The sequence below is a fragment of the Deinococcus aquiradiocola genome (assembly GCF_014646915.1).
Lineage (GTDB): Bacteria > Deinococcota > Deinococci > Deinococcales > Deinococcaceae > Deinococcus > Deinococcus aquiradiocola.
In genome coordinates this window covers 204,351-230,130 of the sequence record NZ_BMOE01000005.1, presented here as the reverse complement: position 1 = coordinate 230,130, position 25,780 = coordinate 204,351, and the positions used below count along the sequence as shown (strand labels likewise).

The 25,780-nt window shown below is 71.3% G+C and carries 32 protein-coding genes; 14 read left to right on the top strand and 18 right to left on the bottom strand.

Features of this window, described 5'->3' with window-relative positions; translation table 11 throughout:
- Positions 1-21: 21 nt before the first annotated feature.
- The 8 genes from IEY33_RS09790 to IEY33_RS09755 all read right to left on the bottom strand — a co-directional run bounded on the left by IEY33_RS09790 (position 22) and on the right by IEY33_RS09755 (position 5,604).
- The gene (locus IEY33_RS09790; RefSeq protein ID WP_188962873.1) at positions 22-846 is read right to left on the bottom strand and encodes a GNAT family N-acetyltransferase; all 825 of its coding nucleotides are present in this window, start codon (positions 844-846) and stop codon (positions 22-24) included.
- A 66-nt stretch (positions 847-912) separates the two neighbouring features.
- Positions 913-1,581 (bottom strand): Crp/Fnr family transcriptional regulator, encoded by a 669-nt coding sequence (locus IEY33_RS09785; protein ID WP_188962870.1) that lies wholly within the window; start codon positions 1,579-1,581, stop codon positions 913-915.
- 20 nt (positions 1,582-1,601) lie between these two features.
- A complete protein-coding gene (locus IEY33_RS09780; RefSeq protein WP_188962868.1) occupies positions 1,602-1,838 on the bottom strand; it encodes a ferredoxin family protein in 237 nt (78 codons plus the stop codon).
- Between the two features lie 67 nt (positions 1,839-1,905).
- On the bottom strand, positions 1,906-3,258 hold the full coding sequence (locus IEY33_RS09775) for a TCR/Tet family MFS transporter (protein ID WP_188962978.1): 1,353 nt from the start codon (positions 3,256-3,258) through the stop codon (positions 1,906-1,908).
- Positions 3,259-3,310: 52 nt separating this feature from the next.
- Positions 3,311-3,682, bottom strand: coding sequence for a DUF2089 domain-containing protein (locus tag IEY33_RS09770; protein ID WP_229670909.1), 372 nt, complete (start codon positions 3,680-3,682; stop codon positions 3,311-3,313).
- Between the two features lie 166 nt (positions 3,683-3,848).
- Positions 3,849-4,061 carry a hypothetical protein gene (locus IEY33_RS09765; protein ID WP_188962864.1) on the bottom strand — a complete coding sequence of 71 codons (213 nt, stop codon included), beginning with the start codon at positions 4,059-4,061 and terminating at the stop codon, positions 3,849-3,851.
- 50 nt (positions 4,062-4,111) lie between these two features.
- Positions 4,112-4,711, bottom strand: a complete 600-nt coding sequence (locus IEY33_RS09760; RefSeq protein ID WP_188962863.1) for a hypothetical protein — start codon at positions 4,709-4,711, stop codon at positions 4,112-4,114.
- The gene (locus IEY33_RS09755) at positions 4,708-5,604 is read right to left on the bottom strand and encodes a DUF4097 family beta strand repeat-containing protein (protein ID WP_188962862.1); all 897 of its coding nucleotides are present in this window, start codon (positions 5,602-5,604) and stop codon (positions 4,708-4,710) included. Before IEY33_RS09755 ends, IEY33_RS09760 begins: the two co-directional genes overlap by 4 nt.
- Positions 5,605-5,819: 215 nt before the next feature.
- On the opposite strand from IEY33_RS09755, the gene IEY33_RS09750 reads away from it, so the two are divergent.
- Entirely contained in the window at positions 5,820-7,217 is a 1,398-nt protein-coding gene (locus IEY33_RS09750; protein ID WP_188962861.1) for an RNB domain-containing ribonuclease, read from the top strand.
- Between the two features lie 43 nt (positions 7,218-7,260).
- Here the strand turns inward: IEY33_RS09750 and IEY33_RS09745 are convergent, their stop codons facing one another.
- Positions 7,261-8,658: a sensor histidine kinase gene (locus tag IEY33_RS09745; RefSeq protein WP_188962860.1), complete on the bottom strand. Its 1,398-nt coding sequence runs from the start codon at positions 8,656-8,658 to the stop codon at positions 7,261-7,263.
- Positions 8,648-9,382 (bottom strand): response regulator transcription factor, encoded by a 735-nt coding sequence (locus IEY33_RS09740; protein ID WP_188962857.1) that lies wholly within the window; start codon positions 9,380-9,382, stop codon positions 8,648-8,650. The genes IEY33_RS09745 and IEY33_RS09740 overlap by 11 nt, the downstream gene beginning before the upstream one ends.
- A 237-nt stretch (positions 9,383-9,619) precedes the next feature.
- Between IEY33_RS09740 and IEY33_RS09735 the strand changes: the two genes are divergently transcribed.
- The gene (locus tag IEY33_RS09735) at positions 9,620-10,234 is read left to right on the top strand and encodes a DedA family protein (protein WP_188962855.1); all 615 of its coding nucleotides are present in this window, start codon (positions 9,620-9,622) and stop codon (positions 10,232-10,234) included.
- 78 nt (positions 10,235-10,312) lie between these two features.
- On the opposite strand, the gene IEY33_RS09730 is transcribed toward IEY33_RS09735, so the two are convergent.
- The 4 genes from IEY33_RS09730 to IEY33_RS09715 all read right to left on the bottom strand — a co-directional run bounded on the left by IEY33_RS09730 (position 10,313) and on the right by IEY33_RS09715 (position 13,841).
- On the bottom strand, positions 10,313-11,194 hold the full coding sequence (locus IEY33_RS09730) for an ABC transporter permease (RefSeq protein ID WP_188962852.1): 882 nt from the start codon (positions 11,192-11,194) through the stop codon (positions 10,313-10,315).
- Positions 11,191-12,150, bottom strand: coding sequence for an ABC transporter ATP-binding protein (locus IEY33_RS09725; protein WP_188962850.1), 960 nt, complete (start codon positions 12,148-12,150; stop codon positions 11,191-11,193). The genes IEY33_RS09730 and IEY33_RS09725 overlap by 4 nt, the downstream gene beginning before the upstream one ends.
- Before the next feature lie 212 nt (positions 12,151-12,362).
- A complete protein-coding gene (locus IEY33_RS09720) occupies positions 12,363-13,304 on the bottom strand; it encodes an aldo/keto reductase family protein (RefSeq protein WP_188962847.1) in 942 nt (313 codons plus the stop codon).
- A 78-nt stretch (positions 13,305-13,382) separates the two neighbouring features.
- Positions 13,383-13,841 carry an inorganic diphosphatase gene (locus IEY33_RS09715; protein ID WP_188962844.1) on the bottom strand — a complete coding sequence of 153 codons (459 nt, stop codon included), beginning with the start codon at positions 13,839-13,841 and terminating at the stop codon, positions 13,383-13,385.
- Between the two features lie 15 nt (positions 13,842-13,856).
- On the opposite strand from IEY33_RS09715, the gene IEY33_RS09710 reads away from it, so the two are divergent.
- The gene (locus IEY33_RS09710; RefSeq protein WP_188962842.1) at positions 13,857-14,285 is read left to right on the top strand and encodes a RidA family protein; all 429 of its coding nucleotides are present in this window, start codon (positions 13,857-13,859) and stop codon (positions 14,283-14,285) included.
- Here IEY33_RS09710 and IEY33_RS09705 read toward each other — a convergent pair.
- Positions 14,240-14,710, bottom strand: coding sequence for a DUF3291 domain-containing protein (locus IEY33_RS09705; RefSeq protein WP_188962840.1), 471 nt, complete (start codon positions 14,708-14,710; stop codon positions 14,240-14,242). The genes IEY33_RS09710 and IEY33_RS09705 overlap by 46 nt on opposite strands.
- Positions 14,707-15,459 carry a HepT-like ribonuclease domain-containing protein gene (locus IEY33_RS19470; protein ID WP_268238824.1) on the bottom strand — a complete coding sequence of 251 codons (753 nt, stop codon included), beginning with the start codon at positions 15,457-15,459 and terminating at the stop codon, positions 14,707-14,709. The genes IEY33_RS09705 and IEY33_RS19470 overlap by 4 nt, the downstream gene beginning before the upstream one ends.
- Positions 15,460-15,597: 138 nt before the next feature.
- Here IEY33_RS19470 and IEY33_RS09695 point away from each other — a divergent pair, with 138 nt between their 5' ends.
- The 10 genes from IEY33_RS09695 to IEY33_RS09650 all read left to right on the top strand — a co-directional run bounded on the left by IEY33_RS09695 (position 15,598) and on the right by IEY33_RS09650 (position 22,965).
- Positions 15,598-15,828 (top strand): hypothetical protein, encoded by a 231-nt coding sequence (locus IEY33_RS09695; protein WP_188962838.1) that lies wholly within the window; start codon positions 15,598-15,600, stop codon positions 15,826-15,828.
- A 28-nt stretch (positions 15,829-15,856) separates the two neighbouring features.
- A complete protein-coding gene (locus tag IEY33_RS09690) occupies positions 15,857-16,267 on the top strand; it encodes a hypothetical protein (protein ID WP_188962835.1) in 411 nt (136 codons plus the stop codon).
- A gap of 1 nt (position 16,268) precedes the next feature.
- A complete protein-coding gene (locus IEY33_RS09685) occupies positions 16,269-16,472 on the top strand; it encodes a helix-turn-helix transcriptional regulator (RefSeq protein ID WP_188962832.1) in 204 nt (67 codons plus the stop codon).
- Positions 16,472-17,269 carry an ABC transporter ATP-binding protein gene (locus IEY33_RS09680; RefSeq protein ID WP_188962829.1) on the top strand — a complete coding sequence of 266 codons (798 nt, stop codon included), beginning with the start codon at positions 16,472-16,474 and terminating at the stop codon, positions 17,267-17,269. The genes IEY33_RS09685 and IEY33_RS09680 overlap by 1 nt, the downstream gene beginning before the upstream one ends.
- A complete protein-coding gene (locus tag IEY33_RS09675; RefSeq protein ID WP_306415611.1) occupies positions 17,266-18,507 on the top strand; it encodes an ABC transporter permease in 1,242 nt (413 codons plus the stop codon). Before IEY33_RS09680 ends, IEY33_RS09675 begins: the two co-directional genes overlap by 4 nt.
- A 265-nt stretch (positions 18,508-18,772) precedes the next feature.
- A complete protein-coding gene (locus IEY33_RS09670; RefSeq protein ID WP_188962827.1) occupies positions 18,773-19,915 on the top strand; it encodes a hypothetical protein in 1,143 nt (380 codons plus the stop codon).
- 152 nt (positions 19,916-20,067) lie between these two features.
- Positions 20,068-21,102, top strand: a complete 1,035-nt coding sequence (gene hemB / locus IEY33_RS09665; protein ID WP_188962825.1) for a porphobilinogen synthase — start codon at positions 20,068-20,070, stop codon at positions 21,100-21,102.
- Between the two features lie 46 nt (positions 21,103-21,148).
- Positions 21,149-21,430, top strand: a complete 282-nt coding sequence (locus IEY33_RS09660; protein ID WP_188962822.1) for a hypothetical protein — start codon at positions 21,149-21,151, stop codon at positions 21,428-21,430.
- Positions 21,431-21,619: 189 nt separating this feature from the next.
- Positions 21,620-22,336, top strand: a complete 717-nt coding sequence (locus tag IEY33_RS09655) for a CoA transferase subunit A (RefSeq protein WP_188962820.1) — start codon at positions 21,620-21,622, stop codon at positions 22,334-22,336.
- Positions 22,333-22,965, top strand: coding sequence for a CoA transferase subunit B (locus IEY33_RS09650; RefSeq protein WP_188962818.1), 633 nt, complete (start codon positions 22,333-22,335; stop codon positions 22,963-22,965). The genes IEY33_RS09655 and IEY33_RS09650 overlap by 4 nt, the downstream gene beginning before the upstream one ends.
- Before the next feature lie 245 nt (positions 22,966-23,210).
- Here IEY33_RS09650 and IEY33_RS09645 read toward each other — a convergent pair whose 3' ends face one another.
- Positions 23,211-23,585: a hypothetical protein gene (locus IEY33_RS09645; RefSeq protein ID WP_188962816.1), complete on the bottom strand. Its 375-nt coding sequence runs from the start codon at positions 23,583-23,585 to the stop codon at positions 23,211-23,213.
- Between the two features lie 170 nt (positions 23,586-23,755).
- Here IEY33_RS09645 and IEY33_RS09640 point away from each other — a divergent pair, with 170 nt between their 5' ends.
- Positions 23,756-24,649: a diacylglycerol/lipid kinase family protein gene (locus IEY33_RS09640; RefSeq protein WP_229670908.1), complete on the top strand. Its 894-nt coding sequence runs from the start codon at positions 23,756-23,758 to the stop codon at positions 24,647-24,649.
- A 127-nt stretch (positions 24,650-24,776) separates the two neighbouring features.
- Here the strand turns inward: IEY33_RS09640 and IEY33_RS09635 are convergent, their stop codons facing one another.
- Entirely contained in the window at positions 24,777-25,478 is a 702-nt protein-coding gene (locus IEY33_RS09635) for a tetratricopeptide repeat protein (RefSeq protein ID WP_188962811.1), read from the bottom strand.
- Positions 25,479-25,780: the final 302 nt, after the last annotated feature.

Genomic DNA, 25,780 nt, shown 5'->3' with positions numbered 1-25,780 from the left:
TTCTGTTGATCCGGGCGTGGTTTACTTCCCGGTGGCCGCGTAGATGGGTGTGCATTCCTCGGTGGTCAGGCCGAGGGCCTCGTCTGCCGCGCGTTCCTGCGGCGTGTCTCCCCAGGCGTCCAGCCGCAGGGTGACCGCTCCGGCGGCCAGGGCCGCCTGACAGACGGACAGCAGCAGCGCCTGCCGGAGCCCGCTGCCGCGTGCCGCCGGGTGAATGCCGGGCGTGGTACACGACACCTCTCCCCCGTCCCGCCAGACGCGGCAGATGCCGACGGCGATCCCGGCCTCGTCGTAAGCGAGTCGGCTGAGCGTTTCGTCGCAGCCGCCCGCGCCGGGCTGCACGAATTCCGGCGGGACGAGGGTGTGCCCGATCCGGTCCGCGTAACTGCGCTGGGCCGCCATACGGTCGTGCAGGCTGGCGACCTGCTGGAGCGGTACAGCCCGGAACCCGGCAGGGACAACGGGAGGAACGGTGGGCAGCAGGCCGGTCATGCGGGTGTAGGCGCCGACGGAACGCAGGCCCGCCGCTTCCAGCGCGGTGACGGGCAGCAGGTGAGGCTCGGCGTAGGCGTACAGCTGCGGCTGGACGGTCAGCGCGGCCCGCAGAAGGGCCAGGGCCGCGTCCCGCTGCCCATCACCGGGGAGGGCGCCGCCCAGCACTTCCGACCCGTGCGCGGGCGAGGGACGCAGCCCGAGCGCGCCCACCTCCAGCCCCGCCGCGTCCCGGACCGTCAAGGCGGCCGTCAGCTGAGCGGCCGTCCCGGCGAGATCCTCCTCGCGGCACCCGTACAGGCGGGCCAGGACGGGCAGGGCCGAGAGCGGCGAAGCGGGCAGGGCGACGTTCATGCCCGCATCATAGGGATGGCCGGGCCGCACTGCTGGGGCAGGTGCGGTGCGTGTCGGCCCGGCATCCTACCGGCCTGCCAGTCGCTGCAGGGCCGCTTCGTCCAGAATCCGGACGGAGCGCCGGTGGAGCGTGATGTGTCGCTGCCGGTAGAATTCGCCCAGTTTGCGGCTCACGAGTTCCGGCACGGTGCCCAGCAGGGCCGCCAGTTCGGAGTTGGTGGGCAGCGCGTACCCGTCGCTGCAGGGCGTCTGGTCGAGCAGGTGTGCGGCCAGCCTCGCGTTCAGGTCGCTGAACAGCAGGTCTTCCATGCGGGTGAGCAGGTCGGCATGCCTGCGCGCGAAGTACGTCAGCACCGCCTCAGCCAGGGCGGGAGAACGGCAGGTGAGCTGCCGGACGGCCGCCGCGTCCAGCACCAGCACCTGACTGTCTTCCAGGGCGGTGCAGCTGGCACTGTACGTCGCATCCTGCACGAAGGCGCTCACGCCCGCCACCAGTTGTCTCGGGCCGCCCAGCATGAGGGTCAGTTCCCGGCCGCTGGCGTTCAGGCGCGACACCCGGAGCAGTCCCGTCTCGACCACGTACAGGCTGGAGGCGGGTTCGCCCTGGCGGAACACCAGCGCGCCTCTGGGCAGGGTGCGGGGGCGGGCCAGGGCGGCCAGTTCCCGCACGTCCGACTCGCGCGCGACCTGGAATGCGGCGCTCAGGCGGAGCAGCTGCGCGGCACGTTCGGGCATGGATTATTCTGGCACGCCCCCTACAGTCCGAAGAACGCGCGGTTGAACGCCAGGGCGGGCAGATCCGCTTCGGGCAGGTCCACGTCCGCGTAGATCGCGTCCACCGGGCAGGCGGCCACGCAGGCGCCGCAGTCGATGCAGTCGTCGGGGTGGATGACGAACTGCTCGCCCGCATCGTAGATGCATTCGCAGGGGCAGACTTCCAAGCAGGCGCGGTCCCTGACTCCGGCGCAGCGTGACGTGATGACGTGGCTCATGCCTTCAGCCTGAGGCCGTCACGCGTTCCGGGCCATGACCTGGGTCAAGGGGCTCCGGCGTGCCCGGTCAGGGGGACTGTTCGGCCTCGTTCACGCCCGTCCGCATGGATTTCGGCATGCGGCGCAGCACCACGCCCGCCAGCACGGCTCCGGCCAGGGAGAACAGGGCGGCCATGTAGAAGGCCGCGCCCGGCACGTCCAGGCTGGAGCCGCCGTTGAAGTACGCGAAGACCCAGGTGGCGGCCAGTGGTCCGAAGATGCCGACCAGGCTGTTCAGGCTGGTGAGGGCGCCCTGGATGCGGCCCTGTTCGCGGTCGTCGACGGTGCGGCTGATGAGGCCCTGGATGGCCGGGCCGGAAATGCCCGCCAGGCTGCCGAAGACAATGGAGCCGTACAGCACGGGGCCGCTGCGGGCCGCGCCGAGCAGGACGTACTGCACGGTGCCGAGCAGCAGACCGGTGAAGATCGCGCCGCGTTCGCCGAGCACGCGCATGGCCGGTCCGACCAGTCCCGCCTGCGTGATGGCGGACAGCACGCCCACCACGGCCAGCGCAATGCCGTTCTGGGCGGGGGACCAGCCGAGGGTGCGTTCGGTGAAGAGGACCCAGGTGCTGAAGATGACCTGCTGCGCCAGCCCGATCAGCACGAAGCTCCCGGCGAGGTTGCGGACCAGCGGGTAGCGTCCCAGGTCGCGCAGCGGGGCGAGCGGGTTGAAGACCTCACGGCCCAGTTTGCGCCCGCGCAGCTCGTCGGTGACGGATTCGGGCAGCACGAAGTACCCGTACGCGGCGTTGAGCAGCGACAGTCCGGCGGCGAAGGCGAACGGGAGGCGCAGGTCGATGTTGCCGAGCAGGCCACCCAGCGCAGGCCCGAGGATGAAGCCCACGCCGAAGGTCGCGCCGAGCAGCCCGAAGTTGCGGGCGCGGTCTTCGGGGGCAGTCACGTCGGCCACGTAGGCGTTGGCGACCGTGATGCTGGCGCCGGTGATGCCCGCGATGATGCGCCCCAGCAGCAGCCAGCCGAGGTTGGGCGCGAAGTACATGAACAGGTAGTCGAGGCCCACGCCGAGCAGGCTGAGCAGCAGGACGGGGCGGCGGCCGTACCGGTCGCTGAGCGCCCCGAGGATGGGCGCGAAGATGAACTGCATGACGGCGTAGATGGCGGTGAAGATGCCGAGCATCTGCGCTCCGGCCACCTCGGACCCGGACAGCTGTTTGAGCAGGTTGGGGAAGACGGGAATGATGAGGCCCAGGCCCATCACGTCGATCAGGAGGGTCACCAGGATGAAGGCCAGGGCGGCGGGTCGGTTCTTCACGGGGTGCTCCTCGGGTGGGGGTGGGTTGGCCTGCGCCTGAACGTTCAGAACAGAAAGAATACCACGGCAGATGCCGCCAGAAGAATCTTGTTCTCCTGACGGCATCCGCTGCACGCCCGGTATGGTGGGCCGGTTGACCGGACGCCGTGTCGTCCGCTTACTTGCCGCGCAGGCGGCGGGTGGCTTCCTCGGGCGTGATCTCGCCGCGTTCCAGCAGGCGCAGCGTCTCGTCTCTGGGGTCGGCCGCTTCGGGTTCGTAACCGATGGAGCGAAGCAGCGTGTCGAAGCGGGCGCGGACGGTGGGGTAACTCAGGCCCAGGATCCGTTCGACTTCCTTGAGGTTGCCGCGCACCTTGATGTACAGGCGCAGGAAGTCGAGGTTGTCGGGCGTGAGCGTGGCGAACTCGTTGAGCGTGAACTCGCCCTTGACGGTGATGCCCGCGTCCGGGAAGAGCAGTTCGGTGACGAGCGGCGCTTCCTGCACGCCGGGGAAAGGCAGGGGGAGCGGGAGGGGCGGGTTGGGGGCCATGGGGTTCATGGTAGTGGCCTGGGCGCTCAGGGGAGCCGGATGACGGTCCGGGCTCCGGGACGCTCAGCGCTGCCGGGGGCAGGAGGAGGGCCTGCGGGCCGCGTCCCGGTGGGCGCAGGCGGGGCAGGGGCCGACGAAGGGAGGGTGGGGGCCGAGGGGGCGGGGGTCATGCGCGGGCGGGGGCCGAGGGGGCGGCGGGGGCGGGGGTGCCGGCGTGGCGTTCCAGCCAGCCTTCCAGGCGGCGCAGCGGGGGGAGGAGGGAGGCCCACACGGTGCGGCGCGGCGCGGCGTGCAGCAGGTGGCGGGTGGCGCTGTCGGTGCGCGCGGTCTCGATGCGGTCCATGACGTCCTGCCAGTACGGTGCGGTGTTCGCGTTCATGTGGGTCCTCCTCTTCCCTGCCGTGCAGGGTGCGTGCGGGTGGGGTGCGGTCAGCGGATGCTGAGCTGGACGCGGTTGCCGTGTTCGTCCTCGGCTTCGAGGAGTGGTCCGGTGGGCGGGTTCGCCTGCAGCAGCAGTTTCAGGGCGTCGATGCTCAGGCCGCTGCGTTCCAGGGCCCCCAGGGCGTGCGGCGGGATGAGGCGCTCGGCGTGCATGGCGAGGCTGAGGGGGAGGTTCGCGTTGAAGCTGCCGCCGTTCTCGTCCTCGGTCTCGATGCGCAGGATGGTGCCGGGCTGCGGGGCGCGGGCCTTGCGGCCCAGCAGGCCGCCAAGGGCTTCCTCGACGCGGGCGCCGATCGTCTCGCCGAGATCGTCGAGCGGGTAGCTTTCCCCGCCGATGCGGAAGGTGGCGCCCGGGCGGGGCGGCGGGGGCGGGGGCGGCGCGCCGTGCTCGGCGACGCGGACCATCAGCATGTTCGTGACGCGGTCCGGTCCGAAGTCCTCGCTGCTGAGCAGGCCGAACAGGTGCTCGGCAGCTCCGTCGCTCAGGGCGAGGCCGGGGTGCAGGGCGGCGAGCAGGGCGGACGCGTCGGCGGGCGTGAGCCTGCCCGCCACGACGAGGCCCAGGATGCGTTTGATCTGCTCTCTCATGTCGTCACCAGCCGGACCTGGCCCGCGTTGACCTGGCAGCTCAGGACGGCGCGGCCGTTGCCGAGCGTGCCGTGGTAGTGGGCGTGCATCATGCCGCCGGTCTTCTGGACGGGGAAGCTGCTGGTGACGTTCCCCAGCGTCACGTCGGCGTCGAAGGTCAGGTCGCTGCCCGGGTCGAGGGTCAGGGTGGCCTGCCCGCCGTTCACTTCGAGGCGGTGATGGCCGTCCGTGAGAAGGCCGCCCCAGCGGAGGTTCCCGCCGTTGACTTCGCCGTGCAGGGCGGTGGTGCCGGTCACGCTGAGGTTTCCGCCGTTCACTTCGAGGGTGGCGCTGCCCGTGACGGCGCCGGACGTCAGGTTGCCGCCGCTCACCTCGGCGCGCAGTTCGGTCGCGCCGCCGAGCGTGGCGTTGCCGCCGCTGACTTCCAGGCGGGCCGTGCCGCTGAGGGTGGGGAGGCTGAGGCTGCCGCCGCTCACCTCGGCGCGGGCGTGACGGGGCGCGAAGGGCAGGCTGAGGACGGCCTTCAGGCCGAGGAGGCGGGTGCCGCTGCGCTGATCGACGGTCCAGCCGTCCGGCGTGGCGCGCAGGCTGAGGATGCCGTCGTGGGTGGCGGTGAGGCGCGGTTCGGTCAGGGACGCGTCGTGCAGGACCTGCAGGGCGTACCCGGCCACGTCGAGACGCAGGTCCGGCGGGGTGTCGCCGGAAGGGGCGGGCGCTGCCTTGGCGAGCTGGACGCCCTGCGTGCCGGGCTGCGCGGCGCTGACGGATCGCGGTTCGGGGTGGGCCGGGGCGAGCAGTTCGGCGGCTTCCTCGGGCGTGAGTTTGCCTTCGGTGACGAGGCGCTGCACGTGCAGCTCGAAGGGTTCCTTCTCCGGGCGTTCGGGTGTGGTCATGGTCCTGCCTCCTGGGTCCTATCTAAACCCAAAAATCATAGAATGTCAAGTTTGAGTTTCTATTCAGGAATGACAGGGGCAGAATCGGGCGGTATCCAGGGCCTAAACCGCCAGCTGCAGGCGTCCATACGCACCTGATTTCCAGGGAATAGAAAGTTACACTTTCCAATCCTCTCGCGCTGACCCGGTGGGCCGCACGCTCTATCCTGAACGGCATGACGTCACAGCCCGAACTCACGCCCGCCCAGCGCACCGAAGTGGAACTGCTGGCCCGGGGACGACAGGACAAATCCCGCACCATGCGCGACCTCGGTCAGCCCGAGACGCCCCAGGCCGCGCACGCCCTCCTGCTGCGCCTGAACCTCTGGGACGACACCCGCGTCCCCTTCCCCGAACGGCTCGGCGTGGACCTCGCCACGCCCACCCTGCCCGTCCCCGCCCTGCCGCACGAGGACCGGCTCGACCTGACGCACCTCACGGCCCTCGCCATCGACGACGAGGGCAACCGGGACCCCGACGACGCCCTGAGCCTGGAGACCCTGCCGGACGGCACGCGCCGCCTGTGGGTGCACGTCGCGGACGTCGCGGCCCTCGTCACGCCCGGCAGCGACCTCGACCTCGAAGCGCGCAGGCGCGGCTCGACCCTGTACCTGCCCACCCACACCATCGGCATGATGCCCGACGCGCTCGTGGAACAGGTCGGCCTGGGCCTCCACGCCGAGAGTCCCGCCCTCAGCATCGCCATCGACTTCGACCCGGACGGGCAGGCCGAGAGTGTCGACGTGCACCTCACGCGCCTGCACGTCACGCGCGTCACGTACGCGCAGGCGCAGGCGCAGCTCGACGCGGGCGACGAACTGCTGCAGGGCCTGCACACCCTCGCGGGCGCCAGCCGCACCCTGCGCGAAGCGGAAGGCGCGATGAGCATCGACCTGCCGGAAGTGCAGGTCAAGGTGAGCGAGCAGGGCGACATCCGCATCGCGCCGCTCGAGAAGTCCGAATCGCGCTTCATCGTGCAGGAGTGCATGACGCTCGCCGGGTGGGCCGCCGCGATCTTCGCGGACGACCTCGAACTGGCGCTGCCCTTCGCCACGCAGGACCCACCGCACCGCTCCTCCCCGCCCGGCGACAGCATGCCCGCCCAGTGGGCGCGCCGCAAGACGCTGTCCCGCACCCGCTTCCAGCCCGCGCTCGGGCCGCACAGCGGCATGGGCCTCGACGCGTACGCGCAGGCGACCAGCCCCATGCGCCGCTACCTGGACCTCGTGGTGCACCAGCAGCTGCGCGCCGCCGTGCTGGAACGAGACGCCCTGAACGGCAAGGACATCGCCGCGCGCGTCGCGGAATCGCAGATGGCGTCCGCCACCGTACGCAGCGCCGAACGCGAGGCGCGCCGCCACTGGACCCTCGTCGCCATGACCCGCGACCCGGAACGCGTGTACCGCGCGGTCGTCGTGGAACGGCGGCAGGCGCAGGCGACGCTGCTGCTGCCGGAACTGGCGCTCGACGTGACGCTCACCACGCCCGCCCCGCTCGGCACCGAACTGCGCGTGCAGCTCGCGGGCGTGGACCTCGCCGCGCAGAGCGTCCGCGTCCGCGAAGCGCACACCTGATCCCGGACCGAGCTGAACTCCTGGTGTTCAGCTCAACACCGGCTCAGTTCAGGTTGCCGGGGTCGCGCGCGTCCCAGCTGAGGCGCACGCCGAAACCGCCCTCCTCCCAGAGCGGTTCGACGCGCGCGTCCCAGCGCTGGGCGAGTGCCATCACGAGCGGCAGGCCCAGGCCGCTGCCGCTGACGCCCTGCAGGCCCGCGCCGCGCTCGAAGGGCCGCGCGAGCCGCGCCCATTCCTGCGGCTGCGGGCCGTGCCCGCTGTCCCAGACGGTGAAGGCGTGCGGCGTGACCTGCACCTCCACGCGGTTCCCGCCGTACTTCAGGGCGTTCTCCAGCAGGTTGCGCAGCACCTGACGCACGCCGAGCGGTTCGGCCCACACCCACGGCGCGAGCGGTTCCGGCGTCGCCTGCCGCCAGTCGAGGGTCTTGCCGAGGCGTTGCGACAGGTCGTGCAGTTCGCCCGTCACCTCGGCCGCCTGCGTGCTGAGGTTCATGAGTTCCAGCGCGGCGGGCCGGTCCGTCTCTGCGAGTGCCAGGAGGCCCTGCGCGAGGGACAGCAGTTCGTCCACGCGGCCCTGCATGATCTCCAGGCTGCGGCGGTAGTCGGCCGCCTCGCGCGGGCGTTCCAGCGCGAGCTCCAGTCGGCCCTGCAGCGCGGTGAGCGGCGTGCGGAGTTCGTGCGCTGCGGTGCGCGCGAAGGACTTCTCGCGCTCGATGGTGGCCTCCAGGTGGTCGAGCATGCCGTTCACGGTGCCGGTCAGGCGCGCCATCTCGTCCGAGCCGGGCGCGGGCGGCACGCGGCCCCGGTAACTGCCGCTGCGGGTGATGGTGTCGGCGGTGCGGGCGACGGCGTCCACGGGTTTCAGGGCGCGGTCCGCGAGGTAGTACCCGGCGAGGCACGCCAGGCCGATCATGAGGCCGGACCCGGCCAGCAGGACGCGCGCCAGCGTCTCGAGGAGGGCCGTGAGGGTGTCGCTCGCGCGGGACACCTGCAGCAGGAACGGCTGGTCCGGCAGGGCGACCGTCAGGACGCGCCGGTCCCGGTACGTGTACGTGCCGAGCCGCGCGGGCGTCGTCATGAGGGCGGTGGCGGTGCTGACGGGTTGCCCGGCCACGTCGAGGATGCGGCCGTCCGGGCTGATGAGTTCGATACTCAGTTCGGGCGGCGGCTGCAGCGCGTCCGTGAAGCGCAGCCCCATGCCGCTGCCCAGCAGGTTGCCGCGCGCCAGGGCCGCCGTCTCCTCCAGGGTGGTGTCGAGGGTGCTGGTGAGCGAGCCGCGCGCCAGGACGTACACGCACAGCGCGCCGAGCAGCACGCTGACCGAGAAGATCAGGGCGTACCCGAGCGTGAGTTTCAGGCGCAGGCTGAGCCGGTTCCAGGCACGGACGGGCGGGGCGACCAGCGGCGCGGCACGGGACGGGGCGGGCGTCCTACCACTCATGCGCCATCTTGCCGAGCCGGTACCCGAGGCCGCGCACCGTGTCGATGAGTTCCTCGGCCGTCTTGCGGCGCACGGTGCTCACGTACACGTCGATGACTTTCGGTTCCACGCCGCTCTCGCCGGACCACAGGCGCTCGATGATGTCCTGCCGCGAGAACGCCCGCCCCGGGTGCAGGGCCAGCAGTTCCAGCAGCGCGAACTCGCGGCGCGTCAGTTCCGCCTGTGCGGCCTGCACCGGCACGCTCTCCGGGGTGGGCGCGGCGGTCACGTCGTCCCAGGTGGGGGGCCGCGACACGGTGCGGCCCGCGAGGTCGATCTGCCAGCCGAGCGGGAGTTGCAGCACGTTGCGGGACAGGCCGCTGCTGCGGCGCAGCAGGGCACGCACGCGCGCCCGCAGTTCCCGCAGCGCGAAGGGCTTCCCGAGGTAATCGTCGCCGCCCGCGTCGAGGCCCGTCACGCGCTCCTCGACGTTGCTGCGCGCCGTGAGGTACAGGATCGGCGTCTGCACGCCCTCGGCGCGCAGTTCGCGGCCCATCACGAAGCCCGCGTCGTGCCCTTCGGGCAGCATCACGTCCAGCAGGATCAGCGCGTACGGGAAGAGCCGCGCGAGGGACGTGCCCTGCGCGGCGCTCGTCGCGACGTCGCAGGCGTACCCGTCCTCACCGAGTCCCTCCAGCAGCAGGTCGGCGATGTGCGGGTCGTCCTCCACGATGAGCAGGCGCATGGCGTTCATTGTGCCGCGCCACCGCAGCGCACACCACCCCTTCCCCCCACCGGGCACGCCCTGCCCCCCCCTGCCCGCCCCCACGCCGTGTGTCCTGCCCGTCCCGCGCCCGTCTTCATGGGTTCAGGGTGCACCCGGCAGGTTAAGGAGCGGTACAGGAGACAGGCGGCCCGCTCCGGGGGTGCGGGACGCATCTGCCTTTGCCTCTCTGCCGTTCGTCCATCACAATGGGGCGATATGACTGCCTGGCTGGACAGCCTCAGCCCGATCTGGCTGCACCTGACCACGTTCCTGATGATGTTCCTGGAGGGCATGGGCATTCCCGGCATTCCCGGCGTGCTGCCCATGCTGGCCCTCGCGGAGAGCATCCACGCGCACCAGACGACGCTGCTGGAGGCCATCCTGTGGGGCGTGGCCGGGAACTGGTTCGGCAGTCTCGCCGGGTACCGGCTCGCCGCGTCCGCCCTGCGGCGCCTCCCGGCGAGGTGGCAGCGCGTCGCCCGCAGTCGCCGCACGGCCGGCATCATGCGCCGCTGGGGGGGACTCGCCGTGATCGTGAGCCGCACGGTGGGTTCGCTGCGCACGCCGGTCACGCTGTACGCGGGCGCGTCCGCGTACCCGTGGCGCGCGTACCTGCTGTTCAGCCTGCTGGGCGCGGTCCTGCACGTGGGCGTGTGGCAGACGCTGCTGTGGCGCTTCGGGCCGGAGATCCTGCAGAGCTTCGAGCACATGCAGGCGCAGGTGCTGCCGTACCTGCTCGTGGCCGCCGCACTGATCGTGCTGCTGCTGGTCCTGAAGCGCCGCCGCGCGCACGACGACACGGGAGACGTGGAGGGCGAACCGCAGAACTGATCCGCCGGACCTGCACACAGGGGCGGGCGTGACACCTTCGTCACGCCCGCCCTGCCGTTCCCGCCTGCGCCGTTGCCGTTACAGGTCGCGCCTGCGGAAGGCCAGCACGGCCAGCACCAGGGCCAGCAGCGCGTACGCGAGCGCCCACACGACCGTGCCCGCCGAGATGGGCGTGGTGCTGATGAACGGGTTCGCGCCGCGCGCCAGTTCGTTCAGGCGCAGCACGTAGTCCGGCTGCAGGTGGTAGCTCGCGCCGAGCCACAGCGCGTTGGACGGCATGAGGGTGTTCGCGAGGTTGCCGAGCGTCACGAGGACCGGCGTGGCCGCGAACTGCCCGATGGTGCTCAGGATGCCGCCCGTGAAGCCCAGGCCGTACAGCACGAACACCCCGATGCCGTTCGAGAGCGTGCTGAACACCGTGCTGCCCAGCACCGTCAGCGACGTGAGCAGCAGCACCGCCACCAGCACCAGCGCCACCGCCGCGAACGGCTGCGGCGACGTGAAGCCCGTGATGACGCGCACGCCGACCAGCAGCGCGGCCGACAGGAGCGCCACGTACGCCACGTTCACGATGCTGAAGCCCAGCCAGCGGCCCACCACGAGCTGCCCCCGGCTGACGGGCCGCGACACGACGCTCTGCATGACGCCCGACTCGATGTCGCCGCTCACGGCGCCCACGGTGCTCAGCACGCTCATCAGCGAGCCCAGGAAGTACACGAGGTACATCCCGAAGATCGCGGAGAACGCGACGGACGCGCCCGTCAGGCCACGGCGTCCCCCCTCGGGCCGCACGTCGAGCCCGGCACTGATGGCCCGGTCGTCCAGCGCGTGCTGCAGGCGCAGAATGCCGTACAGGTAGAAGCCCACGAACAGGGCCGTGAGGACGAGCAGGATCAGGACCAGGCGCTTGCGGAGCGCCTCGCGCAGACTGAGTTCGGCGATCAGCAGGACGTTCCTCATGCGTTCACTCCGGGCGCGGCCTCGCCGTGCGTGTCGATCAGTTCCAGGAACAGGCCCTCCAGGTCCGGGCGGTGCGGCGTGAGCGCGTACAGGTTCAGGCCGAGCGCGGAGACCGCCTGCGCGATGAGCGGCACGTCCGCGTCCCGCGTGAGCGTCACCTGCACGCCCGCCTGCCCGTGCGCGTCCGGCAGGGCCTCCACCGTCCCCAGCGCGCCCAGGCGCGTGAGGAGGTCCGGCGTGACGCGGTCCACGCGCACCTCGACCGGCACCGCGCCGCCCAGCAGGCCGGTCAGGCTCCCCTGCCGCAGCACCTCGCCCGCCTTCACGAACGCGACGTGGTCGCACACCTGCTCCACCTCGCTCAGCAGGTGCGAGTTCAGGAACACCGCGACGCCCTCCGAACGCAGGCCCGAGATGATCTCCCGGACCTCCACCCGCCCGATCGGGTCGAGGGCCGAGGTCGGCTCGTCCAGGAACACCAGGTTCGGGTGCGCCAGGATCGCCTGTGCCAGCCCGGCGCGCTGCAGCATCCCCTTCGAGTACCCGTTCAGCGTCTCCCCGCCCCGGCCGCCCAGGCCCACCTGCTCCAGCACCTTCGGAATGCGGGCGCGCAACTCGTCGGCCTTCAGGCCCGCCAGCCGACCGTGAAAGTGCAGAAATTCCTGTGCGGTCATCCACGTCTGAAAACGGAACTGTTCCGGCAGGAACCCCAGGCGGCGGCGCACCTCCGGGTCCTGCGGCGACCCGCCCAGCACCTCCACGCGTCCTGACGTGGGCAGCACCAGCCCCAGCAGCATCTTGACGGTCGTGGATTTCCCCGCCCCGTTCGGTCCCAGGAACCCGAACACCTCGCCCGGCCCGACCTGCAGGTCCAGGCCCTGCACCACCGCGTGCCCCCGGTACACCTTCCGTAACCCCGCCGTCAGAATGGCGGGCCCCTGCGTGCTGTGTGTCATGCGCCTCCTCATGCCTGCCGGGCCATTCGTGCAGGGCGAGGCGGCCACCAGCGCACCCTCCCCGCTGACCGCCGCCCCGCCCCGTGGCCGCTCCCGGCCGCCGCGTTCCCCGGACGCCGTCCGGTCCGTGCCGGACGCCCCGGAACCCGGTTCTTCCCTCTCCGCCTTGCGTGGTGGATTCCCCTCCGGAGAGGCGTCCACCGGAACGGGTCTTACTTCAGGATCTCGTCGATACGGCTGATCTGATCGGCGCTCAGCTTCACGCCCGCCGCCTTCACGGTGTCCTCGATCTGCCCCACCTTGGTCGCCCCGGTGATGACGCTGCTCACGCCCGGCTGACGCAGGATCCACGCGAGGGCCAGCTGCGCGCGCGTGATGCCCAGCTCATCCGCGACGGGCTTCAGGTCACGCACGCGGCGGATGTTGTCCTCCGTCAGGAAGTTCTTGCCCCAGCTCTCGTTCTCGCTCAGGCGCGAACCCTCGCTCGTGCCCGCATCGTACTTGCCGGTCAGGAGCCCCATCGCGAGCGGACTCCACACCACCAGACCCACCCCTGCGGGCTCGGTGTACGGCAGGATCTCCTTCTCCACCCGGTCACGGCGCAGCATGCTGTACTCCGGCTGCTCCGTCACGGGCGCGTGCAGGCCGTGCGCGCGCGCGAACTCCACCGCCTGCGCGATGCGCGCCGCGGGCCACATGCTCGTCCCCCAGTACATGGCACGCCCGGAACGCACCACCTGATCGAACGCCATCACGATCTCCTCCATCGGCACGGTCTCGTCGTACCGGTGCGCGAAATAGATGTCGAGGTAATCGGTACCCAGGCGCTTCAGGGTCTTGTCGATGCTCTCCAGGACGTGCTTGCGGCTCAGTCCACGGTCGTTCACGTCGTCGCTCATCGGCCAGTACACCTTGCTGGAGATCACGAGCGTGTGGCGCGGCAGTTCGCCCAGCACCTCGCCCATCATCTGCTCGCTCTTGCCCTTGGCGTAGATGTCCGCCTGGTCGAAGAAGTTCACGCCCTGCTCGTAAGCCTTCAGGACGATGTCGCGCACCATCTGCTGATCGTTCACGCTCTGCCCGAACGTCACCCAGCCGCCCAGGGACACTTCGCTGACCTTCAGACCGCTCCTGCCGAGATTCCTGTATTCCATGCGGCCAATCTAACAACACCGGCCTCCCCCCGGCAGGGTCGGCGCACACTGCGCTGTCCGGCAGGCTTTAGGAGATCTTTAGGAAGGGGCTGGTGGGTCCGGGGTCACGCCGAGGGCGTGCAGCCACGCCCAGGCGTCGCTGGCGGGCAGGAGGCGGGCGCCGCGTTCGGGCGGGAACCAGTCGAGGAGGGTCTGCGCGGCGTGCAGGGGGCCGAAGACGACCTTGTGGTCGCCGTCCTGCAGGTGGAGCAGGCCGGTGGGGGGCGCGGTGACGTGCTGGCCGGTGGGGAGGGGCGGGCCGAGCCATACGGCGTCGATTTCGGCGTGGTCGGCGGGGTTGAGGGTGCCGGGCAGGCAGCCGTAGTTGACCGGGGTGGGGAGCGGTTCGGTGCGGTACGGGACGAGGTGGCCGTCCCGCCAGATGTGGCGCCGGGTTTCGCCCTGTCGCCACTCGACGATGCCGGTGAGTGGGCCGGTGAGTGGGCCGGTGAGGGTGGCGGGTGCGTCCGGCGTTCCTGTGGGTGGGGCTGTGGTCACACCTTATGCTGAGCCATGACCCAGCAGAACGCCAGGACCAACTTCGCCGGTACTTCGCCCTGGGAACCTGTGGTGGGGTACTCGCGGGCCGTGAGGGTGGGGCCGCACGTGCATGTGGCGGGCACCACCGCCACGCGGGACGGCGTGGTCCTGTTTCCCGGTGATGCGGGAGCCCAGGCGCGGGCGGCCCTGTGCATCATTGCCGGGGCGCTGGCGCAGGCGGGCGCGGAGTTGCGGCACGTGGTCCGTACCCGCATCTACGTGAAGGACATCTCGCAGTGGGAGGCGGTCGGTCGGGCGCACGGCGAGGTGTTCGGTGAGGTGCGGCCTGCCTGCAGCATGGTGCAGGTGAGTGGCCTGATCGACCCGTTGCACCTCGTGGAGATAGAGGCCGACGCCTACGTCTGGGATGAGGCCGGGAGGTCCACCGCTTCCGGCGGGTAGGACGGCGTGAAGGTGAAGGCGGCGGGGGTGGGGCCGTGGACGCGGAGGTGTTCCAGGCGGGCGCGGGCCTCGTCGGGGCCGGGACGGTATCCGGCCTGCACCCACCACATGCAGAAGTGCGGTCGGTCCTGGCGCACGAACCACTCGCGGCGGCGTCTCAGGAAGTCGAGGTGCGGGCCGTGCAGGGTGAAGTCCCGCAGGCTCCGGACGTCTTCCCAGACGCTCAGGTTGACCATCATCAGGGGCGTGCTGCCGGGCATGAAGTACGCTGCGCAGTCCTCGTCGGGCAGCTGCCACACGAAGCCGGGGCTGCGGGCGGCGAGGGCGTTGATGGGCGCGAGGGCGTCCCTGAAGTCGCGGGCGTCCGGGTGGGTTTCGGGGACGCGCAGGACGCCGTAGTTGAACTGGGCGAGGTGCAGGGTCACGCGTCTTCCGGGAGGGTGTCGTGGAGGGCCTGGAGGTGGGGGCGCAGGGCGGGCAGGTCGCGGGTGAGGGTGTGCCAGACGAGGTGCGGGTCGAGGCCGAAGTAGTCGTGCGCGATGAGGTTGCGGACGCTGCGCAGTTCGTCCCAGGGGACGTCCGGGTGGGCGTCCTGCAGGTCCTGGGGGATGAACTTGGTGCCTTCACCGAGGCGCAGGAGGTTCATGGCGGCGGCGTCCTGGGTGTCCTGGGCGTGCAGGTATGTCTGGAGGGTGTGGGGGGCGGTGAGGGTCTGGAGGCGGTCGAGCAGGGTGAGGAGGTCCTGGACGCGCCAGCGGCTGCGTTTGCGGGCGGGGTCGCTCGGGGCGTCCTGGGTTGTGGTGTCCTGGGGGGTGGGGGCGCTGATGTCGCGGGCGTCGCGCTGGACGGCCGCTTTCAGGCCGGGCTTGAGGGCACCGTGCGTGAGGACGTCGGTGCGGCGCCCGAGGAGCGCTTCGAAGAGGTGCACGGCGCGCACCTGGTCGAGGAGGCCGGCGGGGTGCGCGAAGGTGACGAGGAGGTCCACGTCGGAGGTGTTGGCGGCGTCGTCGCGGGCGACGGAGCCGAACAGTTCGACGCGGGTGATGCCGAGGGCGCGCCAGCGGGGTTCGTTCTGCCGCAGGTAGGCGCTCACCTCGGCGAGGCGCGGCTGGCCGAGGAGGCGCGGCGCTTCCGTCTGCGGTGCGCTGGCGTGGGGTGCGGGGGCGTCGGGCACGGGTTCAGGATAGTGCGGGGGGCGGGCGCGGGTGGGCGATGCTGTCCGGGTGGGGTGGGGCGTTCCGGCGGCCGGGCGTGACAAGGTCGCTTGACATGACGAGGTGGCAGGCCTAAGCTCATGTCAAGGAGGCTTGACATGCCACAGATCGCCGCACAGCCGTTCCAGACGCACTGGAGCGCCACCGTCCTCGTCGCCACCACACTCATCGCCGTCACCCTGACCCTGCTCGCCCCCGCCGCCGCCCACCCGCACGCCGGACCATTCACCCACGCGCTCCCCGCCTTCGCCACGGCCCTCGCCGCGCTGCTGTACGTCACGGCGGCCGTGCAGTGGTGGCGCGAGCCCCGCGCGAAGGACGCCGCATGACGGCCCTGCACGAACGCGGGAAAAGCCCGTGAGGGGCCGGGAGGTCAGCCGCGACCGCAGGCTGCGCCGCTTCCGGACGCTCGACTCGCTGCTCGGTGTGGGCCTGCTGATCCTCCTGATCGCCCTGACCGCGACGCGCGCCGTGACGTTCTGGCAGGCGTACGCGCTGGTGACGCTCCTCCTCGCGCCGCTGTTCGCGTGGATGAGCTGGCGGCAGTACGTGGTGCTCGACGAGTACGGCCGCACGCAGCTCCTCGCCGCGTACGGCGTGGCAGGCATCGTGACGCTCACGGCGCTGCTGCTGCTCGGCGCGTGGACCGCATGGATGCAGGCCGCCCCGTCCGCTCCCGCGCTGCTGGGCGTGCTGTCGGGCATCTTCCTGGTCGGCTGGGCGAGCAGCTGGGTGACGTGGCTGTGGCTGCGCCGGGAGCGGACCTGAGGTGCGCAACGCCATCCGTGACCTGCGCGGCGCGCTCGGCTGGACGCAGGCGGACCTCGCCGAGCGCCTGGACGTGTCGCGCCAGACCGTGAACGCCCTGGAGACCGGAAAGTACGATCCGAGCCTGCCGCTCGCCTTCCGCCTGTCGCGCCTCCTCGCGCGGCCCATCGAGGACCTCTTCTTTCCGGACCCGGAGGATCAGTGATGACCACACCCCATGACGCGCCCACGCGGCGCACGGCCAGCCCGGAAGCGGCGCTGCAGGTGCAGGACCTCGGCAAGACGTACGGTGCGTTCCGGGCACTGTCCGGCGTGAGTTTCGAAGCGCACGCGGGCGAGGTGTTCGGCCTGCTCGGCCCGAACGGAGCGGGCAAGACGACGCTGCTGCGCGTGATCGCCACGCTGCTGCACCCCGACGCGGGGCACGCGCGCCTCGCCGGGCACGACGTGACGCGCGAACCGGAACGCGTGCGCGCACTGATCGGCGTGGTGAACGGCGGCATGGGCCTGTACGACCGCCTGACGGGCCGCGAGACGCTGCGGTACTTCGCGGGCCTGTACGGCATGACGCGCGCACAGGCAGACGCCCGCATCGCGGCGCTCGACGCGGACCTCGACCTGAGCGGCACGCTCGACACGCGCGCCGGGAGCTACAGCACCGGCATGCGGCAGAAGATCGTGATCGCGCGCGCCGTCATCCACGACCCGCCGGTCCTCGTGCTGGACGAGGCGGCGTCCGGGCTGGACGTGCTCGCGCGGCGCGCCCTGTTGGACTTCGTGAAGGCGTACCGGCAGGAGAACCGGCTGGTGGTGTACAGCACGCACGTCATGAGCGAGGTGGAGGAAGTGTGCGACCGGGTGGCGGTGCTGGAGCGCGGCGAACTGCTCACGGTCGACACCGTGCCGGGCCTGCTCGCCCGGACGGGTCAGCCGAGCTTGGAGCGCGCGTTCTTCGCGCTGATGCAGGAGCGCGCACTCAGCCGCGCGGGGAGGAGCGCGTGACGGCCCTGCGTCCCCTGCGGTGGGCGTTCGTGTGGATGGTGGCCCGCAAGGAACTCCTGAGCACCGTGCGGGACCGCCGTACCCTCACGAGCAGCGTCCTGATGCCGCTGCTGCTCATTCCGCTGTTCACGGTGGGGTTCCCGCTGCTCCTGAACCGCGCGTTCAGCGGGCAGGGCGAGGACCGGCAGAAGGTCGGCGTGATCGGCACGCTGCCCGACGCGCTGCGCCGCACCCTGACGCTCGACCGTGGCCGGGAGCGCGGCGTGCAGCTGCTGCCCGTCACGGACGCCGTGCGCGCCGTGCAGGACGGCACGGTGCAGGCCGTCCTGAGCGTCCCCTCGCCGCTGCCGACCCGGGCGGGCGCCGGGAGCGGGCGGGTGGACCTGTACGCGCGGCTCGGGAACCTGAAGGCCGAGTCGGGCGTCATCTCGAAACTGCGCGCCGCGCTGGAAGCGTACAACGGCGACCTCGTGCGCGCCGACCTGCGCGCGCGCGGCCTGCCGGACACGTACCTCACGCCCGTCACGGTGCAGGAACACGACGCCAGCAGGCCGCAGGAAGCGGCGAGCGGGCAGCTGGCGTTCATCATCCCGATGTTCCTGCTGCAGTTCATCCTGGCGGGCGGCACGGCCACCGCCATCGACAGCACGGCGGGCGAGAAGGAACGCGGGACGCTGGAGGTGCTGCTCGTCTCCCCCGTCCGGCGGGCCGAGGTGGTGGTCGGGAAGCTGCTCGCCACGACGTGCACGGCCCTCACGTCCGCCGCGTTCGGCCTGCTGGGCCTGCTGCTGTCCGGACCGGTCGCGACCCTGTTCCTGAAGTCGCAGGTGTCGCGCGTGAGCAGCACCCTGGGTGGGCAGCTGAACGTCAGCGCGGGCAGTCTGGGCGTGCTGGTGCTGATGGCGCTGTCGGCGGCCCTGCTGCTCAGCGCGCTGCTGATCGCGGTCAGCATCTTCGCGCGCAGCTTCCGGGAGGCGCAGACGTACATCACGCCGGTGTCGCTGCTGATCGTGATTCCGGCGGTGGGCCTGCAGTTCGCAGACTTCATCGGGCGCAGCGCGGGCCTGTACGCCATTCCGCTCGTGAACGCGATGGTCGTGATCCTGGACGTCGTGAAAGGCTCGCTGAGCGTCCCGATGGCGCTGCTGGCGGCGGGCGTGAACCTGCTCGTGACGGTCGCGCTGGTGCTGCTGGCGCTGCGGTCCTTCGGGCGGGAACAGGTGATCTTCCGCACCTGATCCCGGACGGCGCTGCCCCCAGGGGTTCAGCCGAGCGAGGCGGGTGGGGACGGGCACGGTCTGGGAGAGGTGGAAGGGGGTCCGGTGCACCTGCCGCCCGGGCGTGGAGCCGCAGCGAGACCCGCATGAAGGCGGGCCGTGCCCGGTCACCTTCTTTCTAAGCAACGTGCAAAGACAACCCCACCCACTTCTCAAGCCCCTGCATGAGAATGCGGCATTGAGTCGCGTTCCGGCGCGTGCCGGAAGCGATCGCCAAAGGAGCCACATGACCATTCAGACCCGAGGGATTTCCAAGCGCAGCCTGCTGCTGCTCGGCGGCGTGAGCGCCGTGATCGCCAACCCCGCCACCCGCCAGAAGGTGCTGGACGCCGTTCACAGCGCGTCCGGCAGTGCGCACGCCCTGCTGGACGACACCGTGCGTCCGCTGGTGCGTGAGGCGAGCCGTCAGGTGCAGTCGGGCGTGCAGGACGTGAGTGCCCGCGCGCAGCAGCTCGCGCAGGTCGCGGCCGAGAAGGGCACGGAACTGGCCCAGGTGGCCGCCGAGCGCGGCACGGAACTCGCGCACGTCGCGGCCGAGCGGGGCAGCAGCCTCGCGCAGGTGGCGGCCGAGAAGGGCAGCGCCCTCGCGGGAACGCTGGCCGAGCAGGGCGGCAGCGCGCTGGCGCTGGCAGGCGAGCAGGGCGGCAAGGTCGCGGCCCTGGCGGGCGAACGTGGCGGGAAGGTCGCCGCGAACCTGCTGGGCAGCGTGTCGGACCTGCGCGAGACGGGCGGACGTCAGGCCGCGAACCTGCTCGGGGCCGCGCAGAGTAAACTGGCGGACGTGCAGGAAGAAGTTCAGGACCGTGCAGTGCAGGTCCGCAAGGAGAGTGGCAAGATGGTGGCCCAGAAAGTGAAGGAGGGCCGCAAGCAGGCACTCAAGGTTCAGAAGGAACTGTCGCACGAGATCAGCGTGCGCGGACGCAGGCTGGAGAAGGTCTCCGCCAAGAAACTCCGTAAGGCCGAGAAGGCCCTCGCCCGCAGCGCGGATCAGGTGTCCCGCCGCGTGAAGGGCCAGCCGCAGGCGCGGCCCGGCGTGAGCGTCCTCGTGACGGTGGGCGCGCTGGTGGGCGGCGGCGTGGTGCTGGCGCGCTTCCCGAAGGTGCGTCACGGCATCCTGAAGTTCGTGCGCAGCTTCAGCCCGGAAGCGGCGGACGCGCTGCACGCGGCGGGCACGAACGTGCGCGACGTGGTCGGCAGCGTCTGGCTGGAACGCATCGAGCCGGAGACGGCGACGCAGGCGCCCAGCCCGAAGCCCTCGCAGGCGACGGGCAGCGCGGCGGGCGCGGCGGTCGCTCCGGGCGCTCCCGCGCAGGCCACGCCGCCCGTCCAGCCGGACAGCAAGCCCGGCGAGGCGAGCAGCAAGAACTGACCTGCGGGTTCCCGTTCAGCAGAAGGGCCGGTCGTCATGACCGGCCCTTCTGCTGTCGGCAGCCTGCCGCTCCCACGGCCACCCACCCGACCCGCGAGCGGAGTCCGGAACGCGCCTCATTTGTCCCGGCCCGGCGGGGTTAGGCTCAGGCCATGACCGTCACGCCTCCAGCCCGCCCCGCCCGCGACGCGGGTCTGACCGACCGTCCGCGCCGCACCCGCCGCACGCCCGCCCTGCGCGCCCTGACGCGCGAGGTGTCGCTGTCCGCCGCGCAGTTCATCTACCCGGTGTTCGTGCACGAGGAAGCGCACGAGGTGCCCATCGCGACCATGCCGGGTGTGTCGCGGCACAGCGTGGAGGGCGCCGTGCGGCTGGCGGGCGAGGCGCTCGCGCTGGGCGTGCAGAGCCTCGTGCTGTTCGGCATTCCAGGCCACAAGGACGCGCACGGCTCGCAGGCGTACGACGAGGGCGGCATCATTCAGGTGGCGACGAGGGCCATCAAGGACGCGCACCCCGGCATGACCGTCATCGCGGACACCTGCCTGTGCGAATACACCGACCACGGGCACTGCGGGCCGCTGTGCGAGGTGGGCGGCGAGGTCACGGTCGATAACGACGCGGCACTGGAACTGCTGGCACGCACGGCCGTGTCGCAGGCGCGGGCGGGCGCGGACATCGTCGCGCCGTCCGCCATGATGGACGGGCAGGTGGCCGCGATCCGCTCGGCGCTCGACGAAGCCGGGTACGGGCACGTGCCCGTCATGAGTTACGCCGTGAAGTACGCGAGCGGATATTACGGGCCGTTCCGGGACGCGGCGGGCAGCACGCCGAGCTTCGGGGACCGGGGCAGCTACCAGATGGACCCGGCGGGCGGGTACCGTGAGGCGCTGCGCGAGGCGAGGCTCGACGCGGAGCAGGGCGCGGACTACCTGATGGTCAAGCCGGGCCTCCCGTACCTGGACGTGATTCGCGTGGTGCGCGACGCCTTCGACCTGCCGCTCGTGGCGTACAACGTCTCGGGCGAGTACGCGATGGTGAAGGCCGCCGTGCAGGCGGGCATGCTGGACGAGCGCCGCACCGTGCTGGAAACGATGATCGCGTTCCGTCGGGCGGGCGCGGACGCCATCATGACGTACCACGCGCTCGACGCGGCCCGCTGGCTGCGTGAAGACATGAAGACCACCTGACGATTCTGCAAGACCCCTGTCAGAGTCCGGTGCGCATGATGAAGACATGACCGCGACGCACCACACTGCAGCGCCCCTCGCGCCCCTCATCCACGCCCGGATGCAGGAGCTGGGGTGCCGAACCCCCGAGGAATTCGCGCAGGAGGCCGACCTGAGCCGCTTCATGGTCGAGTCGCTGCTGGAGGGTCACGACGCGATGGGCCTCCCGTACACGCCCAGCCTGCAGGCGCTCGTGAACCTGTCGCACGTGCTGCAGCGGCCCGCGCACGAGCTGCTGTACCTGCTGCGGCCCGACGCGCTCGGCTCGGTGGTATGGAACAGCAACTGATCCCAGAATGAGCTGGACTTCTGGAGTTCAGGCGGGTGGAGCGGCCCGTTCCGCCCGAGCGGCGGCCCGGCAGTGAGCGGGCCGCCGCTCGCCCGTCCCAGCGCCTCCTGACCGGACCGTGACCGGAGTACCCGCACGGGAACGCCACGCACGCCGTGAGGACGGGAACGGCCCGGTATGCTGTGGGGCATGAACAAAGTGTTCGAGAGTGCCGAGGCGGCACTGTCCGGCGTCGTACGGGACGGCATGACCCTCGCCGTGGGCGGCTTCGGGCTGTGCGGCGTGCCCGAAACCCTGATCCTGGCGCTGCGGGACAGCGGCGTGCGCGACCTGACCGTGGCGAGCAACAACGCGGGCGCGGACGGGTTCGCGCTGTGGGAACTGCTGCAGACCCGCCAGATCCGCAAGATGATCTCGTCGTACGTCGGTGAGAACGCCGAGTTCGCGCGGCAGTACCTGGCGGGCGAGCTGGAGCTGGAGTTCACGCCGCAGGGCACGCTGGCCGAGCGCCTCCGGGCTGGCGGGGCGGGCATTCCCGGCTTCTACACCCGGACGGGCGTCGGCACCCTGATCGCCGAGGGCAAGGAACACCACGACTTCGACGGGCAGACGTACATCCTGGAGCGCGGGATCATGGCAGACGTGGCGCTCGTGAAGGCCTGGAAGGGCGACCGGGCCGGGAACCTCGTGTACCGCAAGACCGCGCGGAACTTCAACCCGCTCGTCGCCACGGCGGGCTGCGTGACGGTCGCGGAGGTGGAGCACCTCGTGGAGGTCGGCGAACTCGACCCGGACCACGTGCACACGCCCGGCATCTTCGTGCAGCGGATCGTGCACGACCCCGAGCCGCGCAAACTGATCGAGAAGCGCACGGTCCGCACGGCGGACAACGGAGGTGACGCGTGAGCTGGACACGTGAACAGATGGCGGCCCGCGCGGCGCAGGAACTGCAGGACGGAATGTACGTGAACCTGGGGATCGGCATGCCGACCCTCGTGGCGAACTACATCCCGGACGGAATGGACGTCATGCTGCAGTCCGAGAACGGCCTGCTGGGCATCGGACCGTTCCCGACCGAGGACGAACTGGACAGCGACCTCATCAATGCGGGCAAGCAGACGGTGACGGCCCTGCCGGGCGCGAGCTTCTTCAGCAGTGCCGACAGCTTCGGCATGATCCGCGGCGGGCACGTGAACCTCGCCATTCTGGGCGCGATGCAGGTGGCCGAGAACGGCGACCTCGCCAACTGGATGATTCCCGGCAAGATGGTGAAAGGCATGGGCGGCGCGATGGACCTCGTGGCGGGCGTGCAGCGCGTCGTGGTGCTGATGGAGCACGCCGCGAAGGACGGCACGCCGAAACTCCTGGCGCGCTGCGACCTGCCGCTCACGGGGGCGGGCGTCGTGAGCCGCGTCATCACGGAACTGTGCGTGCTGGACGTGACGCCGCACGGATTCCGGCTGGTGGAGCTCGCGCCGGACGTGACGCTGGAAGACGTGCAGGCCAGGACCGGCGCGGCCATCCACACGGCCTGACCCGGCGCTCCCCGGCCGGGCCGGTCAGCAGTGATGTCACTGACCGGCCCGGCTGCGTTCCACGGGTGTTTGATGCGGGCCCTGAACCACCCGGGATCCGTCTTATCGCTCGGCTGAACTGCTGGAGTTCAGCCGAGCGATAAGGGCGCCAAAACGTACGGTTTTGAGGAGAGGGAAGCGGGCAGGCGTCCTGCAGGGGATGCCTTTGCTGTTCACAGCATCCCTGAAATCGGATCAAATCCGTCTTACAGGTCGCCGTTCTCGAGGAGTTCCACCTGCCGGAGCAGCACGCCGTCGTGGCTGAGGAGGGCGCGGTAGCTGCCTTTCTGTGGCGCGGCGAGGCGGAACTCGGCGCTGCGCTGGGCGACGTCGAGGTACACGCTGTCGCGGCCCTGTTCGGTGTCGTCGCGGTACCACACGACGCTCAGGTATCCGGCCCGGAACTGTCCGCTGAGCGCGGCGGTCACGATCAGGTCGTCCCCCTCGCGGCGCAGGGTGGCGGTCACGATGCGGGTGGGCAGGGTGATCTGGGCGGGCGGCGGGACGAGCGGCAGGAACGTGTAGCGGCACCCGCCGAGCAGTGGGGCGAGGAGCAGCAGGCACAGCACGGGTCGGCGCACCCCTGCAGTGTACCGGGACGGCGTGACGGGGTGCTGAGCGGCCGGAGTGCGGGAACGTGGGGCGGCGGCTGCGCTACGCTGCTGGGACCGTGACCGGCTCCCCTGACGCTCCTGACGTTCGCCCTTCCGTGCCTTCCACCGGTCCGTCCGCGGCGGGGTTACCGCTGGCGGTGGTGCTGAATCCGGCGGCGGGGCGGGGCCTGGCGGGCCGGACGTGGCCGCGTCTGGAGGCGGCCCTGAATGCGCGCGGCCTGGCGTTCGAGCTGCTGCATGCCGGGTCGGCTCGGGAGGCGTGCGCGGCGCTCGCGGCCCGTCCGGCGGGGCAGGCGGCGCTCGCGGTGGGCGGGGACGGCACGGCGTCGCTGCTGCTGCCGGAGCTGGTGCGGTCCGGGCGGGCGCTGGGGCTGGTGCCGCTGGGAAGCGGCAACGATCTGGCGGGCAGTCTGGGCCTCAGGCCCGGCGATCTGGACTCGGCACTCGACCGGCTGTCGCGTCCGGAGGGTCGGCTGGATCTGATGGAGGTGCGGCTGGACGACCGGCCGCCGGTGCTGCTCCTGAACGGCCTGGGCATGGGGTACGACGCGCAGGTGGCGGACCTGCTGCACCGCGCGCCCGCACGGCTGCTGGGCGTGCCGCTGGGCGGCTTCCCGCGCTACCTGTGGGCGGCGCTGCGCGGCCTGCGGCAGCTGGAGTCCGGGCCGCTCACGGTGGAGGTGGACGGCGAGGTGCTGTACCGTGGCGCGTCGTGTCTGGTGGCCGTCATGAACAGCGAGCGGTACGGGGGCGGTTTCCGGATCGCGCCGGGCGCCGACCCGCGCGACGGGCAGCTGAACGTGGTGCTGGGCGGGAACCTGTCGCGCGTGGCGCTGCTGCCGCTGATGGGGCGCGTGCTGCGCGGCACGCACCTGACGCATCCGGCCGTGCGTGAGGCGCGGGGGCGTGAGGTGCGGCTCTCGTGGGAGCGGCCGATGCAGACGCATCTGGACGGTGAGCTGGCGGGGGCGCAGCGGCAGCTGACGGTTCGGGTGCTGCCGGGCGCGCTGCGCTGCCTGTCCCTGCCCTGACCCTCCTCCCCGCTCACGGCTGCCGGTGAATGCCCGCGCTGCAGGGCAGGGGACGGGGCGGGCGCGCCCCGTGAACGGCGAGGGGCAGCCCCCCCGCGCGGGTGAGGCTGCCCCGGCACACCGAGGTTCAGCGCAGCGCGTCGAGTTTCTTCTGCGCGGCGGCGAGGTCCTGCTTGTCCCAGTACGTGACGGGGGTGAGGCTGACGGCCTTCTGCAGCTGCGCGATGGCGGCGCTGCGGTTGCTGTTGCGGTTCAGGAGCAGCAGGGAGTTCGCGTACTCCAGGCGGTGCGCGATGGTGGTGGGCGCGATGGCGATGGCCTTCTCGAAGTTCGGGATGACCTGGTCGCCGCGCGCGCCGGTGATGAAGGACGCGCCGCCGCCCTTGGCGGCCAGTTCGGCGTTCCACAGGCCGAGCGCGACGTACGCCTCGTCGAATTTGGGGTCGAGGTCGATGGCCTTCACGAGGGCCTTCTTGATCTCCCCGGCAAGCCCGAGGCTTTCGAGGATGCCGGTGTACTGCGCGAGGCGGCCGTCGGCGCGCGCGAGTTCGAAGTACGCGCTGGCGCTGTTGGGGTTGAGTTTGATGGCCTGGTTGGCGTAGCTCTGCGCCTTCTTGAGGAGGGCGGCCTTGGCGGAGTCGGGGCTGACGCTGGCGCCGAGCGTGGTGGCCTTCGCGGCGATGGTGTACCCGTCGGCGCTGTCGAGGGACGCGCCGAGGCTGGCGGCGTCCTGCCAGTTGCCCCTGTCGAGGGTGTTGCTGGCGTCCTGGGCGGTGGCGGCGAGGGCGGTGGTGGTGGCGAGCAGGGCGGTGAGGATCAGGGTACGCATGGGGGCCTCCGGGGCGGCGGTGTGGGGTCAGCGCGGGCCGGGTGGGCCGTGGCGCGTGTGGGGCGGTGGACGGACGGTGTGGTGCAGGTCAGCAGTATGGGGCAGGAACGCGACAGGCGATGCGGGTCGGGGCGTGAACTGTAAAAGGCTGAACCGAGTATAGCGAACTTGCTGAAGCGCATCTGATGAAGCGGTCCGGCCCGCGCCCGGCGTTCCCGGCAGAGTTGCAGGGTCCGGCGGCTGGAGGGCAGGGGGCGAGCGGGCGCCGGGCGCGCCGGGGAGCGCCGCACCTGATAGCGTTC